This window comes from Pseudomonas sp. KCJK8993 (assembly GCF_046230915.1).
In the GTDB taxonomy this organism is placed as follows: Bacteria; Pseudomonadota; Gammaproteobacteria; order Pseudomonadales; family Pseudomonadaceae; genus Aquipseudomonas; species Aquipseudomonas piscis.
Genome location: NZ_JBJJLO010000144.1, coordinates 1 through 14,827 on the forward strand (window position 1 = coordinate 1; position 14,827 = coordinate 14,827).

A 14,827-nucleotide genomic window follows, 5' to 3' on the forward strand; every position below is an offset into this window, starting at 1 on the left:
ACCAGAATTGAATTTCTTCGGTCTGGAAATTATTTTTTCGATGAGTAGGCCTAGACTGTTTTTCTGACCATCGACCTCCATGAGGATTCTGATCTTTTTTGAAGTCTTTCCCTGGCCAACAAGTAGATATGCGCCTTCTACGTCATCCACGCGCATTAGTCGAACGTCGGCAGGACGCTGTCCGGTTAGGTAGGCCAAGTCCATGGCTTCCTGCAGTTCAATCTCTCCCTTCTGATAAACAGCCCTCCACACCACGTCGTTTGCATAGTAGTCGCGCGGCGTTTCCTTGTTCTTGCGAACGCCCTGGCAAGGGTTCTCTTTCTCTGTTACACCCCATTCACGCGCAATATTGAAAACGTGAGACAGCAGGGCGATTTCTCTGTTAGCCCTTGTTTTAGCGGACCGCTTATCGCGATAGGCTGCAATCATTGATGGTGTGATTGCATCAATTGGGATTTCATCAAAAACCGGTCGTAGCTGACGTAATTCGGCTTTGTTGTCCTTCTGGGTGCGCTCTGCTTTTTTCGGAATGATGTCTCGTATGTACCTGTCGAAAACTCCACTCATTACCTTTAGATCTGCCGGTATTGCCTTGGCCTCCAGCTCGGCCCACTTAAGGCGGGCCTGAGCCAGATCTCGACCTAGCTGAATGTCTACTCCGTCGGTTCCGCGATAGATGTAGCTGACCCATATCTGGCCGTTTTTTCGCTTGCGATTTACTTGGTACATACGCTGGGGTAGATGGCGGTTATGGGTCTTCCTTGGGCGCATTTCATCTCACTCGTGACAAATCAAATTTCCAGGTTGGTGCTTCTGGTGGTGGCTTGGCTTGCGAGTCGGTCGGTACTCCCAGCTGAATTCTTGCGTAGAGGCGGCCAACCAGTGGGCGCTTTCCTCTGCTTTCGATGTAGTGCCAATGGCGCTCATCCAGCCATCGACGCTGCCAAGCTCTTGCCTTGTAACCAGTTAGCTCTGTCAGTTCCTCATCCGAAAGGATCTCGGTTTCCATAAGGCTCTCCACGCCGCGCCTGGCGGCGGGCTCTCAGGATTGTTCAGAATTACTTCCGGGACAGACGCGATGGCTCTCGGTAGAGTCGGCATCGCTCGCCCGGTCGGGGTACTTCAAATGGATTGTTGAACGGCCTACGCCGGCCGGAGCGGGCGCCAAATTGCTGATTCGGAATGGCCTGATTGCCGCCGGCGTTGCGCCTTGGCACTGTCTCTGCGTCCGCCTGGTTCGCTGTCCTGGCGCTGTAAGCCGACTTATCCGGGCCGGGCGGACTCAGCTCTCGTATCAGTTGCTAACAGGTCATGGTTTCCAGCTTCTGCCAACGCGGAAAACCATCATCAGGTTGTGATGGAGCGGGACTTTGAGGACATGATCGAAGAACTCACCCTTTCCGGAGATGAATCCAGTCGGCACCTTGCATTCTTCGGTCCCGAATTCTCGCCAACCTTCTTCGCCTCCGTTCTTTTCCCAGTAGGCGCGTTCTCGTTTAGGAATCTCGTCGTAGGTTTTGTACAACATGGAGTGATCTGGAATGTCACAGATCCGGCGCCATGCCGGGTGACGCCTGCACCAGTCGGCGGCATGCTGGGACGCTTGTGCGGCGGAATAAAATTCTTTGGTGTTTTGTTCGCTCATCGCTGTGGCCCCCTGTAGATGTTCCAGGCCATGAAAAGCAGGGCGGGCAGGATCATGGCTGCACCCTCCGAAACTCGACGACCCAGACCCAGGGGTTGGCGTCCCATGCCTTGGCGCCGCTGATCGATGCCCACAAGGTCTTGAACGATTCGCGTGGCGTTAGGCAGCACTGCGTCGATGGCATCAGGTAATCAGCCCAGCCATCGCTGTCGCGCTGAACACCCTCGGCCTGTGCCTGCTCTTCGCTGATGTTCTGCAACCGCTCGACGCGGACGTCGGTGATCTCCAGCAGGATGCGGCAGGCCCAACGCGGCATGTGGATCGATGGCCTTGCGCGCCAAATCTTGTTCGGTTCAGCAGCTGAGTAGCTCCCATTCCGAAGGCCGTTTGGGTAATGACGGTTCGGCTCATTGGGAGGGTTACCGTCGGCCCGGTAGTGAACTCGCCGGCTTCCAGACCACGAACCGACATCGTCTTCAGGGTAGGTCTGGACGTAGCCGCCGGCGTGCCAAAAGCTTTCGCGCACCCACAGCCGCTGTCCAGGCTCCCCATAAGGACAGGCATGTTCACCGCTGCACCAGAAGTGGAAAAGGCCGGGAGCGGTGTTCATAGGAGCTCGATCCGACTGAATCCAGTCAGCCTTCACCGGCCGCCGCGTGACCGTCTTTCGGCCATCCAGAATGGCGCGCACCATCGGCGCCGAGAACAGGATCGGCCGTTCCTTCACCTGGGTCATGGCTGCACCTCCTGCTGCACGCCAAGCTCCCCAAGCACCTCGCAAGCGATGGCAAAGCCTGGGCTTCCCAGCGGGCATTCCTTGATGATGCGGTTCAGGCCGTCGATAAGATCGCGAGCTGTGCCGATCATCGTGTCGGCATCGGCGTCCATGTCTAGGCCGAGGGCTTCGCCAATGCTGCCGATGGAGACGCAGGCATCCAACAACATGCGCTTGTTGCGCTCGGCGTCCTTGCGCAGCGCCTCAGCCTCCAAAGCAGTTTTCTCAAGGAGGTTGGCCAGGCCCAGGATGTGCTCTTTCTCGGTGTTCCCGATGTTGGGTTTAGCCGTGGCGTAGTTACGCGAATACCCCAGGGCGTTCTCGATGTGCTCTGGCGGCTTGATTTCTTCAGGCATGACTTGTCCTTGCCGCTTTGCGGCGGCTATGCGATTTTGTGAGGAATCTGATTTGTCTCTTCTGGATCTAAAAAGCTTCTAGGTGCTGACTATTCATCAACCTTTTCATTTTTCTTTAAGGCCAGGACATGCGTAATCGAGGTAAGGTTTATTGGGACTGGGTTAATCCTGAGTTGCATTTTCGCAATCTCGACAAGCGCCTACCCTGCGGAACCCTGATAAACGTCCAGGTCCGAACCTCCAAAGAGAAGCTCACACAGGTCTTCTTCGGCATTTACGGAGCAAAGGGAGTGATGCTCCTTGAGGAGAGCCACCCCGATTGCAATGGCCAGACAATGACCGTCGCCATGGCTTGGGCGCTGCAGCGAGCTACTGAATGGGTGGAGGAGATGCGGCCCTCGATTCGCCGATCGAATAGAGGGTAAAGGGGTTACTGCTGGGTAGAGTACAAACATGCTTCTTGAGGATTTATGGAATATCCGCTTCGACTTGATGTCACAATGAATGCACAGGGACAGCGGCACGTATCCTCGGGCCAGCCCTTCAAGACATCAGACCAATGATAAGCAATGATGATTTTCGATATATGGCTCATCGGCACCTCCTCGAATTAGATGCCTCAAATTCCAGGCTCAGCTACCTGATTTCTAGCGGCGAGATTAAAGGCGGCCTTTGGGACGATGCGGTTGCCTGGCACCAGAAGTCATATAACGCTTGGGTCATCTTCCTGAGCCAGAACGCTCAACCTCCATTGTCGGGTTGATCCAAAGTCGCAGAGGGAGCTGCGACTTTTAGCCCTGATCCCTGCTCAGGCCTTTCCTGCAACATAGCCCTGGCCTTCTCGGCGATGAATTTCGCCAGATCGTCGCGCTCGGCAGGAACCGCCACGCCATCGACCACGGCACCACAGTCGCAAACGTCCGCGCTGGTGGATCCTGGCTGCACCTCCTGTGTTGCGGCCTTGCGCTTACGCATCAGCTCGGCAACGTCACCCGGGTAGCTGATCTCAACAGCGCCCATCTCAACGGCGCGAGCGCGCTTGCTGAGGCAGATGTCGAAGTGCTCGCGGATAGTGCCCGCCTTCTGGATCCACTTCCGCTGTACGCCGATCTTGTCGGCCATCGAGAGCAGCTCTTCGGTGCTGTCCGCGAACATGTGGCACATCTTCATGCGGCCGAACGTTGCGTTCATGTCGTCGACGTAGACGGTCATGGCTGCACCCTCCGAGCCCAGCTCACGCAAGGCCCTTCTTCGGTATCGAAGACCCCCAGAAGGAACCATTCAGGCCCAGGTGCTACCGGCTCCCAACCGAGGCAGTGGCATTCGCCGTCGTCGTAGGGGTGGCGGTCGTCGATATCCGCCTCCATGTGCCATTGCTTCACTTCCAGGCCCTGCAGATCGATCCACGCCTTGAACGCGGCGTAGTCTTCGTCGAAGTCCGGCAGGTCCGGGTGATCCCACCAGCCATCTTGGTCGCGCTCGACTGCTACTGGCAGGATCAGTTTGATTTCTTCAGGCATGACTTGTCCTTGCCGCTTTGCGGCTGGCTTGAAAGTGTGGGGTTACTGCTGGGGAGGGTTGAGGCGCGCTACTTCGTCGAGGCAGGCGTTCCAGCCCATGATTTGACCATGACCGTGCACCGAGAACGATTCTTCGTATGACTTGCGCTCAGGCAGCACCATCGCAGCCGGCGCGGTCTGCCCGGCTGGGCGGGTGTAGAGCGCCACGCAATCCCCGGGGCGAGACGGGTTTTCTTTTCCGTCAGTGGTCCACGCCGTAGCCCACGAAGCGCCGCCCTTGGCGATCCTGTCAAGCTCCCATTGCTCCACGTAAAGCACCGGCTCGCCCTGGTGCTGCTCGGCGGGCTGCCCGAACCGTTCGCACAGCGCTTCCCAAATCTCGTCGGCGCCCCCACCGCAGACCCTGGCCTTCTCGGCGATGAATTCCGCCAGGTCGTCGCTGAGTTCGCGGGGGAAGCTGATCATTTCGTTACTCATACCGAGGCCTCCATCACAATGATCGGGTCGTACCACTCAGCGCAGAACAGGACACGGGCGCGCTTGAAGTCGCCAACCATGTTTGCGGCTGCTGTCGCTTGAGCCCGGTGCTTCTGCTTGAACTCCCCGCCGACAGTGGTCCACTTACGCTCAAAGGCTCGGCGAATTTGGGCTACGTAGACACCCTTTGGGGCATGGACGTGAAGAGCACTCATGGCTCGCCCTCCAGGACGGCTACGCCTGCCGGTGTGATGATCCACTTATGGTCTCGGTAATATCTGCCCGGAACCTCGGTCCATTCATTGTCGGCTAGGCCACGATTTTTCAGCGCTTTCATGGTCGCGTTGGTGCAACTGCCGTAGTAGCCATCTGGCCGCTTGTGGAGTTGCTTGAGAGTTTCGCGCATGCGATACGAGAGAGTGCTCATGGCTTGCGCTCCAGGGCGGCGCGGGCGATCCGGCTCATGTGCGTTGCGTGATAGTTGATGCTGTCGCCGGGGATGCCCGCGATGCTCCGCAGGGCCTGCTCAAACTCCGCCCGCTTATCGCGCTCGATCAGTGCGCTGTAACCACGCCCATCACAAGTGCCGCACTCGACTGGTTCCTGTCCCGTGAACCCGTTTCCGTGGCAGGCGCCACACTTGGAACGCTCCGGCTCTGCGCTGGCGGATAGCGCGGCAGCCTCCCCAATGGCTCGCAGGGAGTCCTGGTGATCGCTTCCGGTGATACGCCGCAGCAGCGCATCCCGCTCGGCCAGCTGTCGCTTGAATTGAGCGCGATCCATGTCGTAGTTGTAGTCCGACTGAGCAACCATCAGATCAAGGCGTTTAACTTCGGAGCGCAGCCCCTCGTTCTCCTTCTCGAGCCTCTGCGTTTCCTCGAACCAGTCCCTACGCGACAGCTCGCGCTCGTTGTTCTCTATTGCTGCGTCGTCCAGGGCCTGGTCCCGGGCGTTGAGATCTGACTGAAGGGCAGCTACTCGCTGCTCAAGTTGGGTTTCTGTAGGCATGGGGAGTCCTTCCGGGTGAGCCCGGGGCTTTGGAGAGTGGAGTGGGCTATGCAGCGCAGGGGGCTTAAGGATTCCAGTCGGCTAGGCCAACCTTCGGGGCGCCGGTCTTCGGGTTGATGATTGGCTTGCCCTTGGCGTCAACAAGGACCGCTTTAGTCCTTATCTTCAGGTCGCGACACTTGATCCTGCTGCGTGCCATTTCAATGAACTGCTGAGCGTACTGGGGGGCGTCGAAGAATGGAGAAAGGCGAACGCACTTCTTGCCAGCCATGATTTTTGCAATCTGGATCTTCACCTCGGCCTCCCATTCGGTGACGCACAGTTCGACCCTCTCGCTGTTCATGTTCTTGAAGGTAGGCGTGTGCTCTCGGGCCTCTTCGTTCGCCCAGTTCTCACTCATTCCAAATACTGCAAAGGTGGTCATGGCGTCACTCCAGGCAGTCGAGGGCCTTATTAAGAAGCTTGCTTACGGATAGCTCTTCGTCTTCGTCATGGTTCATTGCGCGCTTGATATAGGTGCACGCTTCTTCAATCCCATCTCGCAATCGATCAAGCTCTTCATCGGTATCGTCAGCCTGGCGCTCAAGCATTCGGATGTCTTCGCGAAGACTCTCCAGGCCGGCGCTCGGATCGATGTCACCGGAGGCTATTCGCCGCGCCAGTTCATCGGCTGCACCGGCTTCAAGGGATGCATAGTGGAACAGCTCGTCCTCCTTGAGGGCGCTTGCTGGAATGCTCATGAGGTTTCTCCTGGCAGCCGATGGCCGGTGCCTGGCTGGTGTGATCGATGGGGTAGGGTGGAGTGCTGGCGGGTAGTGCAGGAGGGTCAGGCGGCAATCGGGTACTGCTGGGCTAGGGCCTGCTGCACCGTCTCAATGATGCGGCAGAGGTAGGCCCAATCTGGATTTGGCTCCATGGCATCGGCTGGCAGGCTCCACCACTCGTCACCGAACACGCGGTGCATGAACTCGCGGTGGGCGCCGCCGCACTCGTCGAGCGAACTGGTGTGGCGAACGTCCTCGGCCTCGTCGAGCAGGCTCCGGGCATCTTCTGCATCAAGATCCCGGTCGCGACGCATTTGCACGATCACCTTCCGCGCCTTGTCGGCCAGGGCCTCGGCGCTGAACCGGCGAGAGCTCATGGCCTGATCGAAGTAGCCGATGATGTAGGCTTCGTGCAGCTCGCAGAAGAACTGGCCAATGTTCAGGCCATCCCACATGCCGCCCCAGTAGGCGTGCCAAGTCTTGTCGTAGCAGCTGACGGTGATCTTGCCTTTGCAGGGCGCCAGATCTTCGAGGTACACGCTGATCGGGTCGAGGCCGTGCACCTCAGTTATCAGCAGCTTGGTGACGGTCGAAGTTTCGATGTTCATGGCTTATCTCCATGCATGCGCCGCCCTCCGTGCTGGTGGCGGCATGGTGGCAATTTGGGGTGGGATGAGGTATTACGGGTGACCGGCATGGGGCCGGATAAAAAAGGGGAAAAAGTGAATTTCGGAGCAGCTCCCGGATCTCCCGGCGCAGTAACGAGCAGCGGGCTTTTCTCGAAAGTGGCACTTGGATGGGCTCTGCTTCTGATGGCCCTAGGCATGGCTCTGGCAGCCTATTTAGGAGTGTTCAAACCTGTCTCTGAGCGTCCAGGGGCATGGTTTTCGCGATCTGGAGCATTGATTACCGTTCTGTCCATTTATGCTGAGCGAGTTCTCGCTAGCCTGATCCCCGGATTGAATAATGCCGTGATGAAGCACGTACGCTGGATAAGCGTTCCAAGGCATATTTCGTTTTGGATGATTGTTCTTGGAACTATCGTTTGGGGTTATGGCGATTTACTTTTTGACGCACGACATTCAGTAGGGTAATCGCGGTGCTTCGATCATGGCTTTCTCCATGTATGCGCTGCCCTCCGTTACCGGATGCAGTGGCATGAAGTTGGTTTGTGGTCTATTGGTTGATGGACCGGTATGGAGCCGGGACAAGGAGTCGAACCTATGATGAACACCTGCTGTACTGCCTCTTCAGACGCTTATGATTTCGATGGCTCTACTAGGGGGTTCGAGCAATTGACCCCGGTTGATGAGCAATCGACACGAGTTGTGGTGACGTTCCGGTGCGCTGCGTGCTCGACAGGCTGGCGCCGATCACAAAGCCTGGAGAATGGCACAGTTGTTTGGGAAAAACTCACCACGGTTCAGTCGTCGTAGTTACTTACTTGTAGTGTTTTACGGGCCCTGAAAAGATCAAGCCTCCGTCCCTCAGGCGGAGACACCGTGATTTCGTGAAGCGGAGGTGTCAGCAGTGGCATCGCATAGTCTGGGTGCGCCTCGTCTCCAGGGTCAGGTCTTAGCTCCCTCCTCGAAATGACGTGCAAGTCTTGTTGAGATGCGAAAAATTGGCGTGTCAGGCGTTTGAAGTCGACCGCGACATGACTAAGCTTCTGCAGTGTCGAGTCGCGTTGCCTGACGCTGACCAGCAGCTTGAATCATCCGCGCCACGTTTTCGCTAACCGTGATTTTGTGGCGCGGGCATTCGATTGCCTGATAGGAAAGGGTCGGGCCCAGGGCATGCGCGTTCAGGATCAGGTTCTGGATTGCCTCACTGATCTCTTCGATATCGTTCCAGGCCATCAACTCTTCAAGCTTCTGCCGAGTGCCCAGCCGTAGCCTGTGCCGTAGTTCCTTCTCGTCGTACTCGATCCGCTTCGCGGCGGTTTTCGCAGATCGCTCTTTTCCAGTCTTGGCCATGGCCTACCTCTTCAATTCCACTGGCCGGCAATTCAAGCCATGTTTGTCGTTTGCGTTGCTGTATGCGGACTACGCTGCGCACTGCTTCGTCCCTTGTCGTAACTTTGGGTAGTCGATGCCGTGGGCGGCAACGATCCGCTCAAATGCCTTGGCGCCGATTGCCAGCTTCCCGCAGCACTGCCGGCGGCTGATGCCAAGCTCCAGGAATGCCTTGATCCGTTCAGCGAGCTTTGCGTCTCGGGCTTCATCCACTTGCTTGTGTGCCAAGTTCAGCGCGCCGCCGCGGGCTGGCGCCTTGAAGGTGATGCCGAATTCCTTGCCGATCTTGGATACGGTTCGTCGGTCGACGCCGAGCATCATCGCGACTTCGCACCTTGGATGGTCCGAAGCAAGCTCACGCACGCGCTCAATCAGCGTGTGCCGCTCTATGGCGCGAGTGTCTAGCGGAACTGATGGACGCGGCACTGGCTCAACCCTGCGCCGAACAAACGGCTTCGGCGAAGGCGGCATCTGGTTGCTGTAGGTGATCGGCTTGGGCTTGTAGTTGAAGGGCTGCGCTTCTTCGATCTTCCCGCCAGCGGCCAGGTACTGCTCGACCTGGGCCGCCAGCTCATTCGATATCGGTCGTTGCTGCTCGACCAAGCTCAGGTGGTTGCTGATCATGCTTGCCTCACTTGATGCGAATGGAGCTTTCGCCGCGCTCCAGGTGGGCCCAGGATGGCTCCTCGAGTAGCTCTGCTTCAGCGTCTTCACCGGCGTCCATGCGCTTGCGTATCGCGGCGTTATGCTCGCGGACTTCCTTAAGCTTGGCGGCGATCGCGCGCTTGTCTGGCGAGAACACGGTTTTCGTGGCGAGGAAGTCGTACGGGATGTCGTCTTGCTTGTCGATGATCACCTTCTCCGGCGCCAGAGCCAGGGTGATGGTGAATAGGGGGCGCTTGATCGACTTGATGTTGGCGGCCTCCATGTTGCGGCGCAGATACTCGTCGAGCTTGCCGACGGTGTTCTCTCTAACGCGTTTAAGCTCATTCAGGCGATCGACTTCTTTGTCGATGGCGTCGATGTCGCCTTGGATGTTGCGGCACAACATGACGACGTTCTCGGCCTTTACTTCGAACTCGCCCTGGATGCCATCCATGGTGTCTTGGATGGCCTGGCACAGCCCTTCGTCATCGGTATCCGCCAAGGCAGCCAGCTCGGTCATTTGGGCGGTCAGTGCATAAAGCTGGGTCATGCAGCACCCTCCTTGGCGATAGCGTCAGTGATGCGCTTCCACTCCAGCGAAATACGCTCAGCGCCTTTGCTGTCTTTGCGCACGGTGAGTTTGCGTACGGCAACATCATGGATCTTCTTCAGCTCTTGCGCTGACTGAGCTCCGGCCATGGTCTCGATTACTGACTTGAGGTAGTCCAGGCGCTCCTGTTTCTGGCGATCCAGCTCGGCCTGCTTGTCCTCGGCTTGCTCGATTTTTTCTTCGTCCTTGAGCTGTTTGACGTAGTCCTCGTCGTCGAACATCCCCAGGAACACGTCGGCGCTGAAGCCGAGCATCGACAGTGATTTCTTGATCGCATCGGTGAGCGACTTTTTCGGCGCTTCGCCGTCAGTGGTCGTGCCGTACTTTGACTTGTAGAGGTAGCGCGTACAGCCGTACTGCTCCAGCTCGCCGCGCTTGCCATCAAGGTCGAACCAGAACTTGATCTTCACCGTATGGTTCAGCTCGTGACCAAGGCTGACGCGCTTGTCGCCTTCGCCACTGACCATCTCGGCGCCCTTGTCGAAGCGCTCCTCCAGAACACTCCAACCAAAACCGATCCCGGCCGGACCGAATACCTCGGTGGCCTTCATGATCATCGCCGTGCCGCTCAGGCTGGTGATCTTCTGGCCGCCAACCTCGGCTGGCTTGGTGTATCTGGTGTCGGTTTTTTCGACCTGCTCCCAGATCCGCATATTCGTGGACATGAGTGTCTCCCGCGCCATCCTTGAGGGGCGCTGTGAAATTCGGTGAGGGGATGCTGCAGAGGTCTATCTGAGATAGACGTAGGTAAACCAGGCGATTGCGATAACGGGGATCATGCTGATTCCTCCAGTGATAACAGGCGCTCGCCCAGGATGATCTTGGCGTTAGCCTGTTCCTTTCTGATCCCTGTGAGCTCCGCTACCTCGGATAGAGAAAGGCCTTCGCGCCGGAGTTTTGCGCAACGGATCGCCAACTGCTGGCCGCGCTTGTGCGCGCCGGCACCGCTCATTGCCGCTGCTCCAGCTGGGCCGCGCGATAGCGCAGAACCTGCAGCACCCGACCGCGGTAACCCGGCTCTGCGTACTGCTCAACTGGCGGCCCGAAGAAACCCCGGCGCTCGGCCAGGCTATAGGCATCGCGCAGGTTATGGGCGGTGATATCTTCCAACTGCTCGTCGATGAGCGACTTGACTGGGGATGTGGTCATTCTGCCTCCTTGCGCTTCTGACAGACGTCCATCAAGCGCTTGCAGTAGTGGTTGAATTCATCAGTGGTGATTGCCCCATCAGTGAAGAGGCGAGTGATCAGGCCTTGCACCAGGACATCGATGCCGGGCTCACTGTTGGGATCGGCAACACCCTCGAGGGCCTGGTCGATGGGATGTGCGGGCTCAAAATCCGCACTCCTGCTCGACGCGATCGCTCTCACGCTTGGCGTCTCGGTATTCGTTGGCGTGCACGGCGACCAGGTCGCTGGCGATAGACCGAACGATCTGTGGATCGCCGCCGACAGCTTCGATGGCCCAGGTGTGCAGAATTCCGCCGTCTTCCCGCCTGATCAGTTCAATCAGGATCTTCTCGATGTACCGATCTGGATCCGGTTTCGCGGCCATGTAGTCCGCAAGCGCTTCCGGTAGGTGGTCGGCATTGACCAAGATTTTGCTTCGACCAACCGGGGTGGGCGCTTCGATGTGGTGCCGAGAGAGCAGATCGTCGACCGACTCAGCCAACCATTCCTGGCCAGCCTCTGTGTCGAGAAAGTAGTCTTCCGGAATGGGCTTGCGCAGAGCTGACATGGTCGCCTCCAGATGGTGGGTCAGTCGGTGTATGCGATGTACTTGAAATGGCCGTTGCCGAAGCGCTCGAAGCGGCCGCCGAAGGTTCCTACGACTTCCTTGGCTACCATCTCGCGATCTGCTGCATCGTCACCAGATTGCGGGTAGACGCCTTCCTTGATCATTGAGGAGTTGGTGTGCGGAGCATCGCGCCAGCTGACCTTTGTGTTATCCAGCGGGGCACTCCGAAGTCTCTCCCATTCTTCGGCCTGCGCTTTCCAGAAATCCTTTTCCTTCTGGCTCACTGGCTCTGGCTCAGGAACTGGATCTTCTGACTCCTCCCAGCCGCAGGCTTCGCAATAGCCGCGTGGCGCGGTGCAGGCGCCGCAAGGAGGGGATATGTGGCAGCTGCAGTTCACTACCTTGTGGGATTCGATGACGCCCTCGCAGCTGTCACGGCCGCAAGTGTCACCCTCGCAATATCCGAGATCGCTCATGATTGTTTGCTCGCAGTGCAACCGCATTGGCCAGGAGCCAGGCGCGGGTGACCAAACCCACCGTGAAGGTGGCCTGGCGCCTGCCTAATGCGGTCGTATGTGAAGGGAAGGGGATGCAGCCTCGATTGGCAGAAGACTGCATCGGATGCTCCAGGCCGCTTGGCTGGATTGGGCGGATTTATCGCGGCTGGGCGCCGTCCAGAGCCTTGCGCAGCTCAAGAACAAGCGCGGTTGGAACGGTGAGTGAGAGGCTGTCTTCGTCTACGGCATCGAGCGATGCAATCAAATTGCGTGAGGCTTCATGGACAGCCTCAAGGCGAGTCTTTGAGACTGAAGGGCCTTTCATGGTGCCGGCGGTGACGCGCTTCTTGCCGCTGGCCTTGGCCTTCTCCAGCTCAACGCCCAGGACCAGGCCGGCGCTGTCACCGTGATCCCGAACGACCTGTGCTGCCGTTGTTGCCGACACATGGCCCGCTGCAACAAGGTTCTGTACATCGGTGTTCGCGTTGCCCACGGTAAGCACTTGCTCTACGTGCTGCCGAGTCTTGCCGACCTTCTTGGCGATCTGTTCGACTGGCCAGCCGAACGCACGAAGGCGCTTGTAGCCCTCCGCGAGCTCGAGAGGGGAGAGCTTCTCGTTCTCCTGGCTCGAGATGATCCTGGCAACACGATCAGCATCGCTGCCTTCGAACATCCGCACATCAACCCAATACTCGGTGACCTTTGGGTTTTCCTTGCTGGGCAAGCGAGGCAGTCGACCGGCCTGGTCAAGCTTGATCAGCGCCCGGCGCCGGCGGTGCCCGTCAACCAACCACACACCACCATCTGCCCGCGGCCTGATCTCAAGAGGCGGGATGACACCGCCGTCGGCGATGAACTCCGCCAGGGCATCGATGCTGGCCTCTAGCACATCACCTTCGGTGCGAAGGTTGAACCCGGGCTCTTCGTGAATATCTTCAAGCCGAACCTTGATAGCATCGGCGCGGCGAACCTCTCCGGCGGTGATCATCTGCCTGATTGATTTGGTCATTTTTGCTTCCTGGTTGCTGCGTAGGTTGCGATTACTCGTCAGCACTCTGACCGGCTGCTGGTTGCCGATGGGCGCGGAAGGGAGTGCATGCGGGTGGTGTCGGAGGGGGAGGGTGTATAGCCGGCGCAGAAGCTCAGCCTGAATCGTGTATTGGACATAGACTTGGAACTTGTCGAAGATGCTGCTGCGAATCCTCTTGCGCGATGACGAGACTTCAGTGAAATCCCTTGTTCACCTAACACCGCTTCGGCCAACAGATGTTACGAATCTGGTGAGGTTGTATACCGATCCCAAGGTGCGCACTTATCTAGGAGGGCCGCTCAGTCAAGAAGCAGCAGTGAAGCGCTCGATCCTGGAAGTGGATTCCCAGCGAGAAATGCCTCTTTGGGTTATTAGAACCCGTGAAGCCGAGCAGTTTGCTGGCATTGTTTCGTTCGACCTGCATCATGATGGTGCTGACATCGAGGTGAGTTACGAGCTGCTCCCCGAATACTGTGGGAAGGGGTACGCCACGGAGGCGTTAAGCTTCGCACTGCTTTATGCAAAAGACGTGATGGGTTTAAAGAGAGTGATTGCCGAAACGCAGAGTAAGAATCTCGCCTCTATCCGCCTGCTCGAGCGTGTCGGGATGTCGCTTGAGCGTGAAGTGACTCGATTTAATGAGCCCCAGAGTATTTACGTTTCTGCCTGGTAGCTTCGTAGCAAGTGATGTTGTTCAGAATCTGGCGGCTGAATGCTTGAGGGTTCATGTACACCTTGAGCGTCATCTGCCGCCGATCTTTGATGACATCGCGCAGTGCAAGGTCGGCGAGATCTGCGGGATCGGCCTCAAGCGCTGCTATCGCTTCATCTATGCCGCCAAACCACTTCGCGAGCTTCCGAGCGCAGGAGGCTGCAGCCTCGTTGACCACTTCTTCGCTCGCTTCAAACAATGCAGTGCTCATCGCTTATCTCCTGGTCGTAATCCCAAAGCCCGCTCAATGAACGGGCTTCAGTGATGCTTTCCAAAGTGCCCCGGTCCCGCTACTGGCGTCAGACCGGGGTTGTTGCGTCGGCGATGTTGGCCAGTTACCCGCCGCTGATTGCAGGGCTGGCCGATCTTCGTCGGTGTGGGCTTCGAGCTTCCTCCCCGCGGCGTCAAACAGCATCTGTTCGCCACGGATCACAGGTCCTTACAACATGCACGCTACAGCTCTGAATGCCCTGACTGAGTGGGGCAGGGTGCATGAGGTCCGGCGCCCCTCAATACCGAAGCTCGGGGCGCTAATTCAAATCCTTTCCAGTCGGGGCCCGCTGCTGGCGTCGGCCTCCGGCTATCTTCTGGTTGTTGATTCCGGCCACGACCCCTGTCCGCCGGATAACTGCTTCTGGTGCTTTACGCTGCACACCCGGGTCAGTTGCCAACCCTCTGAACCGTTGAGGCCGGTTCATCGCTGCCTTTGAATCTGGGCCGGTGTCGATCCGGCAAGGTGTGTCGCTAAAGAGCGGTGGGTCTCTTGAGACCCTGGCGCCGTGTTGCGTTGGTGTTGAGGTAAATTTACCATTTGGAAACTACCTGTCAATGCATAATGGTAAATAAATTGGTAAATAAATTCGCGATTCTGGTAAATGGCTGATTCCGATCATTTTTCTCTAGCCGAAAAAAAGCCCGCTCTCGGCGGGCTCATATCATTGGATCGCTCAGCTTTTCGGCTTCAGTTTTGCTGCCAGGTCGGGAGCTATGCCCTCACTCGGACCAAAAATAGTCTTCACGGCCTGATCGGATACTA

General features: G+C 57.7%; 27 protein-coding genes. 2 read left to right on the plus strand and 25 right to left on the minus strand.

Translation table 11 applies throughout. The features are described from left to right. The 14 genes from ACK6AU_RS28780 to ACK6AU_RS28845 all read right to left on the minus strand — a co-directional run. Positions 1 to 771 (minus strand): integrase (locus tag ACK6AU_RS28780; RefSeq protein WP_409302977.1); only part of this gene is annotated, 771 nt, incomplete at its 3' end. A gap of 1 nt (position 772) precedes the next feature. After that, on the minus strand, positions 773 to 1,009 hold the full coding sequence (locus ACK6AU_RS28785) for a DUF4224 domain-containing protein (RefSeq protein WP_409302979.1): 237 nt from the start codon (positions 1,007 to 1,009) through the stop codon (positions 773 to 775). 300 nt (positions 1,010 to 1,309) lie between these two features. Further along, positions 1,310 to 1,645 (minus strand): hypothetical protein, encoded by a 336-nt coding sequence (locus ACK6AU_RS28790; protein ID WP_409302981.1) that lies wholly within the window; start codon positions 1,643 to 1,645, stop codon positions 1,310 to 1,312. Positions 1,646 to 1,697: 52 nt separating this feature from the next. Continuing rightward, positions 1,698 to 2,381 (minus strand): hypothetical protein, encoded by a 684-nt coding sequence (locus ACK6AU_RS28795; protein ID WP_409302983.1) that lies wholly within the window; start codon positions 2,379 to 2,381, stop codon positions 1,698 to 1,700. Next, positions 2,378 to 2,776 carry a hypothetical protein gene (locus ACK6AU_RS28800; RefSeq protein WP_409302985.1) on the minus strand — a complete coding sequence of 133 codons (399 nt, stop codon included), beginning with the start codon at positions 2,774 to 2,776 and terminating at the stop codon, positions 2,378 to 2,380. The genes ACK6AU_RS28795 and ACK6AU_RS28800 overlap by 4 nt, the downstream gene beginning before the upstream one ends. Before the next feature lie 741 nt (positions 2,777 to 3,517). Then, entirely contained in the window at positions 3,518 to 3,988 is a 471-nt protein-coding gene (locus ACK6AU_RS28805) for a DUF4031 domain-containing protein (protein ID WP_409302987.1), read from the minus strand. Next, the gene (locus ACK6AU_RS28810) at positions 3,985 to 4,296 is read right to left on the minus strand and encodes a hypothetical protein (protein WP_409302989.1); all 312 of its coding nucleotides are present in this window, start codon (positions 4,294 to 4,296) and stop codon (positions 3,985 to 3,987) included. Before ACK6AU_RS28810 ends, ACK6AU_RS28805 begins: the two co-directional genes overlap by 4 nt. Positions 4,297 to 4,338: 42 nt before the next feature. Next, a complete protein-coding gene (locus ACK6AU_RS28815; RefSeq protein ID WP_409302991.1) occupies positions 4,339 to 4,773 on the minus strand; it encodes a hypothetical protein in 435 nt (144 codons plus the stop codon). Continuing rightward, entirely contained in the window at positions 4,770 to 4,988 is a 219-nt protein-coding gene (locus tag ACK6AU_RS28820) for a hypothetical protein (RefSeq protein WP_103326129.1), read from the minus strand. The genes ACK6AU_RS28815 and ACK6AU_RS28820 overlap by 4 nt, the downstream gene beginning before the upstream one ends. Beyond that, positions 4,985 to 5,200 (minus strand): hypothetical protein, encoded by a 216-nt coding sequence (locus ACK6AU_RS28825; RefSeq protein WP_409302993.1) that lies wholly within the window; start codon positions 5,198 to 5,200, stop codon positions 4,985 to 4,987. The genes ACK6AU_RS28820 and ACK6AU_RS28825 overlap by 4 nt, the downstream gene beginning before the upstream one ends. Continuing rightward, positions 5,197 to 5,781, minus strand: a complete 585-nt coding sequence (locus ACK6AU_RS28830; RefSeq protein ID WP_409302995.1) for a hypothetical protein — start codon at positions 5,779 to 5,781, stop codon at positions 5,197 to 5,199. Before ACK6AU_RS28830 ends, ACK6AU_RS28825 begins: the two co-directional genes overlap by 4 nt. A gap of 64 nt (positions 5,782 to 5,845) precedes the next feature. Then, entirely contained in the window at positions 5,846 to 6,205 is a 360-nt protein-coding gene (locus ACK6AU_RS28835) for a hypothetical protein (RefSeq protein WP_409302997.1), read from the minus strand. Positions 6,206 to 6,209: 4 nt separating this feature from the next. Then, a complete protein-coding gene (locus tag ACK6AU_RS28840) occupies positions 6,210 to 6,521 on the minus strand; it encodes a hypothetical protein (RefSeq protein WP_409302999.1) in 312 nt (103 codons plus the stop codon). Positions 6,522 to 6,607: 86 nt separating this feature from the next. Continuing rightward, positions 6,608 to 7,153, minus strand: coding sequence for a hypothetical protein (locus tag ACK6AU_RS28845; protein WP_409303001.1), 546 nt, complete (start codon positions 7,151 to 7,153; stop codon positions 6,608 to 6,610). A gap of 87 nt (positions 7,154 to 7,240) precedes the next feature. On the opposite strand from ACK6AU_RS28845, the gene ACK6AU_RS28850 reads away from it, so the two are divergent. Further along, positions 7,241 to 7,639 carry a hypothetical protein gene (locus ACK6AU_RS28850; protein WP_409303003.1) on the plus strand — a complete coding sequence of 133 codons (399 nt, stop codon included), beginning with the start codon at positions 7,241 to 7,243 and terminating at the stop codon, positions 7,637 to 7,639. 567 nt (positions 7,640 to 8,206) lie between these two features. Here ACK6AU_RS28850 and ACK6AU_RS28855 read toward each other — a convergent pair. The 10 genes from ACK6AU_RS28855 to ACK6AU_RS28900 form a co-directional block, all read right to left on the minus strand. Continuing rightward, entirely contained in the window at positions 8,207 to 8,521 is a 315-nt protein-coding gene (locus ACK6AU_RS28855; protein ID WP_409303005.1) for a hypothetical protein, read from the minus strand. 69 nt (positions 8,522 to 8,590) lie between these two features. Next, positions 8,591 to 9,184 (minus strand): hypothetical protein, encoded by a 594-nt coding sequence (locus tag ACK6AU_RS28860; protein WP_409303007.1) that lies wholly within the window; start codon positions 9,182 to 9,184, stop codon positions 8,591 to 8,593. 7 nt (positions 9,185 to 9,191) lie between these two features. Continuing rightward, positions 9,192 to 9,755, minus strand: a complete 564-nt coding sequence (locus ACK6AU_RS28865; RefSeq protein WP_409303009.1) for a siphovirus Gp157 family protein — start codon at positions 9,753 to 9,755, stop codon at positions 9,192 to 9,194. Further along, entirely contained in the window at positions 9,752 to 10,480 is a 729-nt protein-coding gene (locus ACK6AU_RS28870) for a hypothetical protein (protein WP_409303011.1), read from the minus strand. The genes ACK6AU_RS28865 and ACK6AU_RS28870 overlap by 4 nt, the downstream gene beginning before the upstream one ends. Before the next feature lie 110 nt (positions 10,481 to 10,590). After that, positions 10,591 to 10,767 carry a hypothetical protein gene (locus tag ACK6AU_RS28875; protein WP_178088056.1) on the minus strand — a complete coding sequence of 59 codons (177 nt, stop codon included), beginning with the start codon at positions 10,765 to 10,767 and terminating at the stop codon, positions 10,591 to 10,593. Beyond that, a complete protein-coding gene (locus ACK6AU_RS28880) occupies positions 10,764 to 10,964 on the minus strand; it encodes a hypothetical protein (RefSeq protein WP_185700868.1) in 201 nt (66 codons plus the stop codon). Before ACK6AU_RS28880 ends, ACK6AU_RS28875 begins: the two co-directional genes overlap by 4 nt. Further along, positions 10,961 to 11,185 (minus strand): hypothetical protein, encoded by a 225-nt coding sequence (locus ACK6AU_RS28885; protein WP_409303020.1) that lies wholly within the window; start codon positions 11,183 to 11,185, stop codon positions 10,961 to 10,963. The genes ACK6AU_RS28880 and ACK6AU_RS28885 overlap by 4 nt, the downstream gene beginning before the upstream one ends. Beyond that, positions 11,148 to 11,552 (minus strand): hypothetical protein, encoded by a 405-nt coding sequence (locus tag ACK6AU_RS28890; protein WP_409303014.1) that lies wholly within the window; start codon positions 11,550 to 11,552, stop codon positions 11,148 to 11,150. Before ACK6AU_RS28890 ends, ACK6AU_RS28885 begins: the two co-directional genes overlap by 38 nt. A gap of 20 nt (positions 11,553 to 11,572) precedes the next feature. Further along, complete coding sequence (locus tag ACK6AU_RS28895) at positions 11,573 to 12,028, minus strand: hypothetical protein (protein ID WP_409303016.1); 456 nt, start codon at positions 12,026 to 12,028, stop codon at positions 11,573 to 11,575. A 178-nt stretch (positions 12,029 to 12,206) separates the two neighbouring features. Next, positions 12,207 to 13,058: a ParB/RepB/Spo0J family partition protein gene (locus ACK6AU_RS28900; protein ID WP_409303018.1), complete on the minus strand. Its 852-nt coding sequence runs from the start codon at positions 13,056 to 13,058 to the stop codon at positions 12,207 to 12,209. Between the two features lie 178 nt (positions 13,059 to 13,236). Between ACK6AU_RS28900 and ACK6AU_RS28905 the strand changes: the two genes are divergently transcribed. After that, positions 13,237 to 13,752: a GNAT family N-acetyltransferase gene (locus ACK6AU_RS28905; RefSeq protein ID WP_103326145.1), complete on the plus strand. Its 516-nt coding sequence runs from the start codon at positions 13,237 to 13,239 to the stop codon at positions 13,750 to 13,752. On the opposite strand, the gene ACK6AU_RS28910 is transcribed toward ACK6AU_RS28905, so the two are convergent. Further along, positions 13,715 to 14,002, minus strand: coding sequence for a hypothetical protein (locus ACK6AU_RS28910; protein ID WP_185700865.1), 288 nt, complete (start codon positions 14,000 to 14,002; stop codon positions 13,715 to 13,717). The two genes, ACK6AU_RS28905 and ACK6AU_RS28910, sit on opposite strands and share 38 nt — an antisense overlap. Between the last annotated feature and the right edge of the window lie 825 nt (positions 14,003 to 14,827).

Excerpts from the sequence above, each read along its gene's own strand:
- ACK6AU_RS28785 (WP_409302979.1), bottom strand. The coding sequence starts at position 1,009 with ATGGAAACCGAGATCCTTTCGGATGAGGAACTGACAGAGCTAACTGGT.
- ACK6AU_RS28790 (WP_409302981.1), bottom strand. The coding sequence starts at position 1,645 with ATGAGCGAACAAAACACCAAAGAATTTTATTCCGCCGCACAAGCGTCC.
- ACK6AU_RS28795 (WP_409302983.1), bottom strand. The coding sequence starts at position 2,381 with ATGACCCAGGTGAAGGAACGGCCGATCCTGTTCTCGGCGCCGATGGTG.
- ACK6AU_RS28800 (WP_409302985.1), bottom strand. The coding sequence starts at position 2,776 with ATGCCTGAAGAAATCAAGCCGCCAGAGCACATCGAGAACGCCCTGGGG.
- ACK6AU_RS28805 (WP_409302987.1), bottom strand. The coding sequence starts at position 3,988 with ATGACCGTCTACGTCGACGACATGAACGCAACGTTCGGCCGCATGAAG.
- ACK6AU_RS28810 (WP_409302989.1), bottom strand. The coding sequence starts at position 4,296 with ATGCCTGAAGAAATCAAACTGATCCTGCCAGTAGCAGTCGAGCGCGAC.
- ACK6AU_RS28815 (WP_409302991.1), bottom strand. The coding sequence starts at position 4,773 with ATGAGTAACGAAATGATCAGCTTCCCCCGCGAACTCAGCGACGACCTG.
- ACK6AU_RS28820 (WP_103326129.1), bottom strand. The coding sequence starts at position 4,988 with ATGAGTGCTCTTCACGTCCATGCCCCAAAGGGTGTCTACGTAGCCCAA.
- ACK6AU_RS28825 (WP_409302993.1), bottom strand. The coding sequence starts at position 5,200 with ATGAGCACTCTCTCGTATCGCATGCGCGAAACTCTCAAGCAACTCCAC.
- ACK6AU_RS28830 (WP_409302995.1), bottom strand. The coding sequence starts at position 5,781 with ATGCCTACAGAAACCCAACTTGAGCAGCGAGTAGCTGCCCTTCAGTCA.
- ACK6AU_RS28835 (WP_409302997.1), bottom strand. The coding sequence starts at position 6,205 with ATGACCACCTTTGCAGTATTTGGAATGAGTGAGAACTGGGCGAACGAA.
- ACK6AU_RS28840 (WP_409302999.1), bottom strand. The coding sequence starts at position 6,521 with ATGAGCATTCCAGCAAGCGCCCTCAAGGAGGACGAGCTGTTCCACTAT.
- ACK6AU_RS28845 (WP_409303001.1), bottom strand. The coding sequence starts at position 7,153 with ATGAACATCGAAACTTCGACCGTCACCAAGCTGCTGATAACTGAGGTG.
- ACK6AU_RS28850 (WP_409303003.1), top strand. The coding sequence starts at position 7,241 with ATGGGGCCGGATAAAAAAGGGGAAAAAGTGAATTTCGGAGCAGCTCCC.
- ACK6AU_RS28855 (WP_409303005.1), bottom strand. The coding sequence starts at position 8,521 with ATGGCCAAGACTGGAAAAGAGCGATCTGCGAAAACCGCCGCGAAGCGG.
- ACK6AU_RS28860 (WP_409303007.1), bottom strand. The coding sequence starts at position 9,184 with ATGATCAGCAACCACCTGAGCTTGGTCGAGCAGCAACGACCGATATCG.
- ACK6AU_RS28865 (WP_409303009.1), bottom strand. The coding sequence starts at position 9,755 with ATGACCCAGCTTTATGCACTGACCGCCCAAATGACCGAGCTGGCTGCC.
- ACK6AU_RS28870 (WP_409303011.1), bottom strand. The coding sequence starts at position 10,480 with ATGTCCACGAATATGCGGATCTGGGAGCAGGTCGAAAAAACCGACACC.
- ACK6AU_RS28875 (WP_178088056.1), bottom strand. The coding sequence starts at position 10,767 with ATGAGCGGTGCCGGCGCGCACAAGCGCGGCCAGCAGTTGGCGATCCGT.
- ACK6AU_RS28880 (WP_185700868.1), bottom strand. The coding sequence starts at position 10,964 with ATGACCACATCCCCAGTCAAGTCGCTCATCGACGAGCAGTTGGAAGAT.
- ACK6AU_RS28890 (WP_409303014.1), bottom strand. The coding sequence starts at position 11,552 with ATGTCAGCTCTGCGCAAGCCCATTCCGGAAGACTACTTTCTCGACACA.
- ACK6AU_RS28895 (WP_409303016.1), bottom strand. The coding sequence starts at position 12,028 with ATGAGCGATCTCGGATATTGCGAGGGTGACACTTGCGGCCGTGACAGC.
- ACK6AU_RS28900 (WP_409303018.1), bottom strand. The coding sequence starts at position 13,058 with ATGACCAAATCAATCAGGCAGATGATCACCGCCGGAGAGGTTCGCCGC.
- ACK6AU_RS28905 (WP_103326145.1), top strand. The coding sequence starts at position 13,237 with ATGCTGCTGCGAATCCTCTTGCGCGATGACGAGACTTCAGTGAAATCC.
- ACK6AU_RS28910 (WP_185700865.1), bottom strand. The coding sequence starts at position 14,002 with ATGAGCACTGCATTGTTTGAAGCGAGCGAAGAAGTGGTCAACGAGGCT.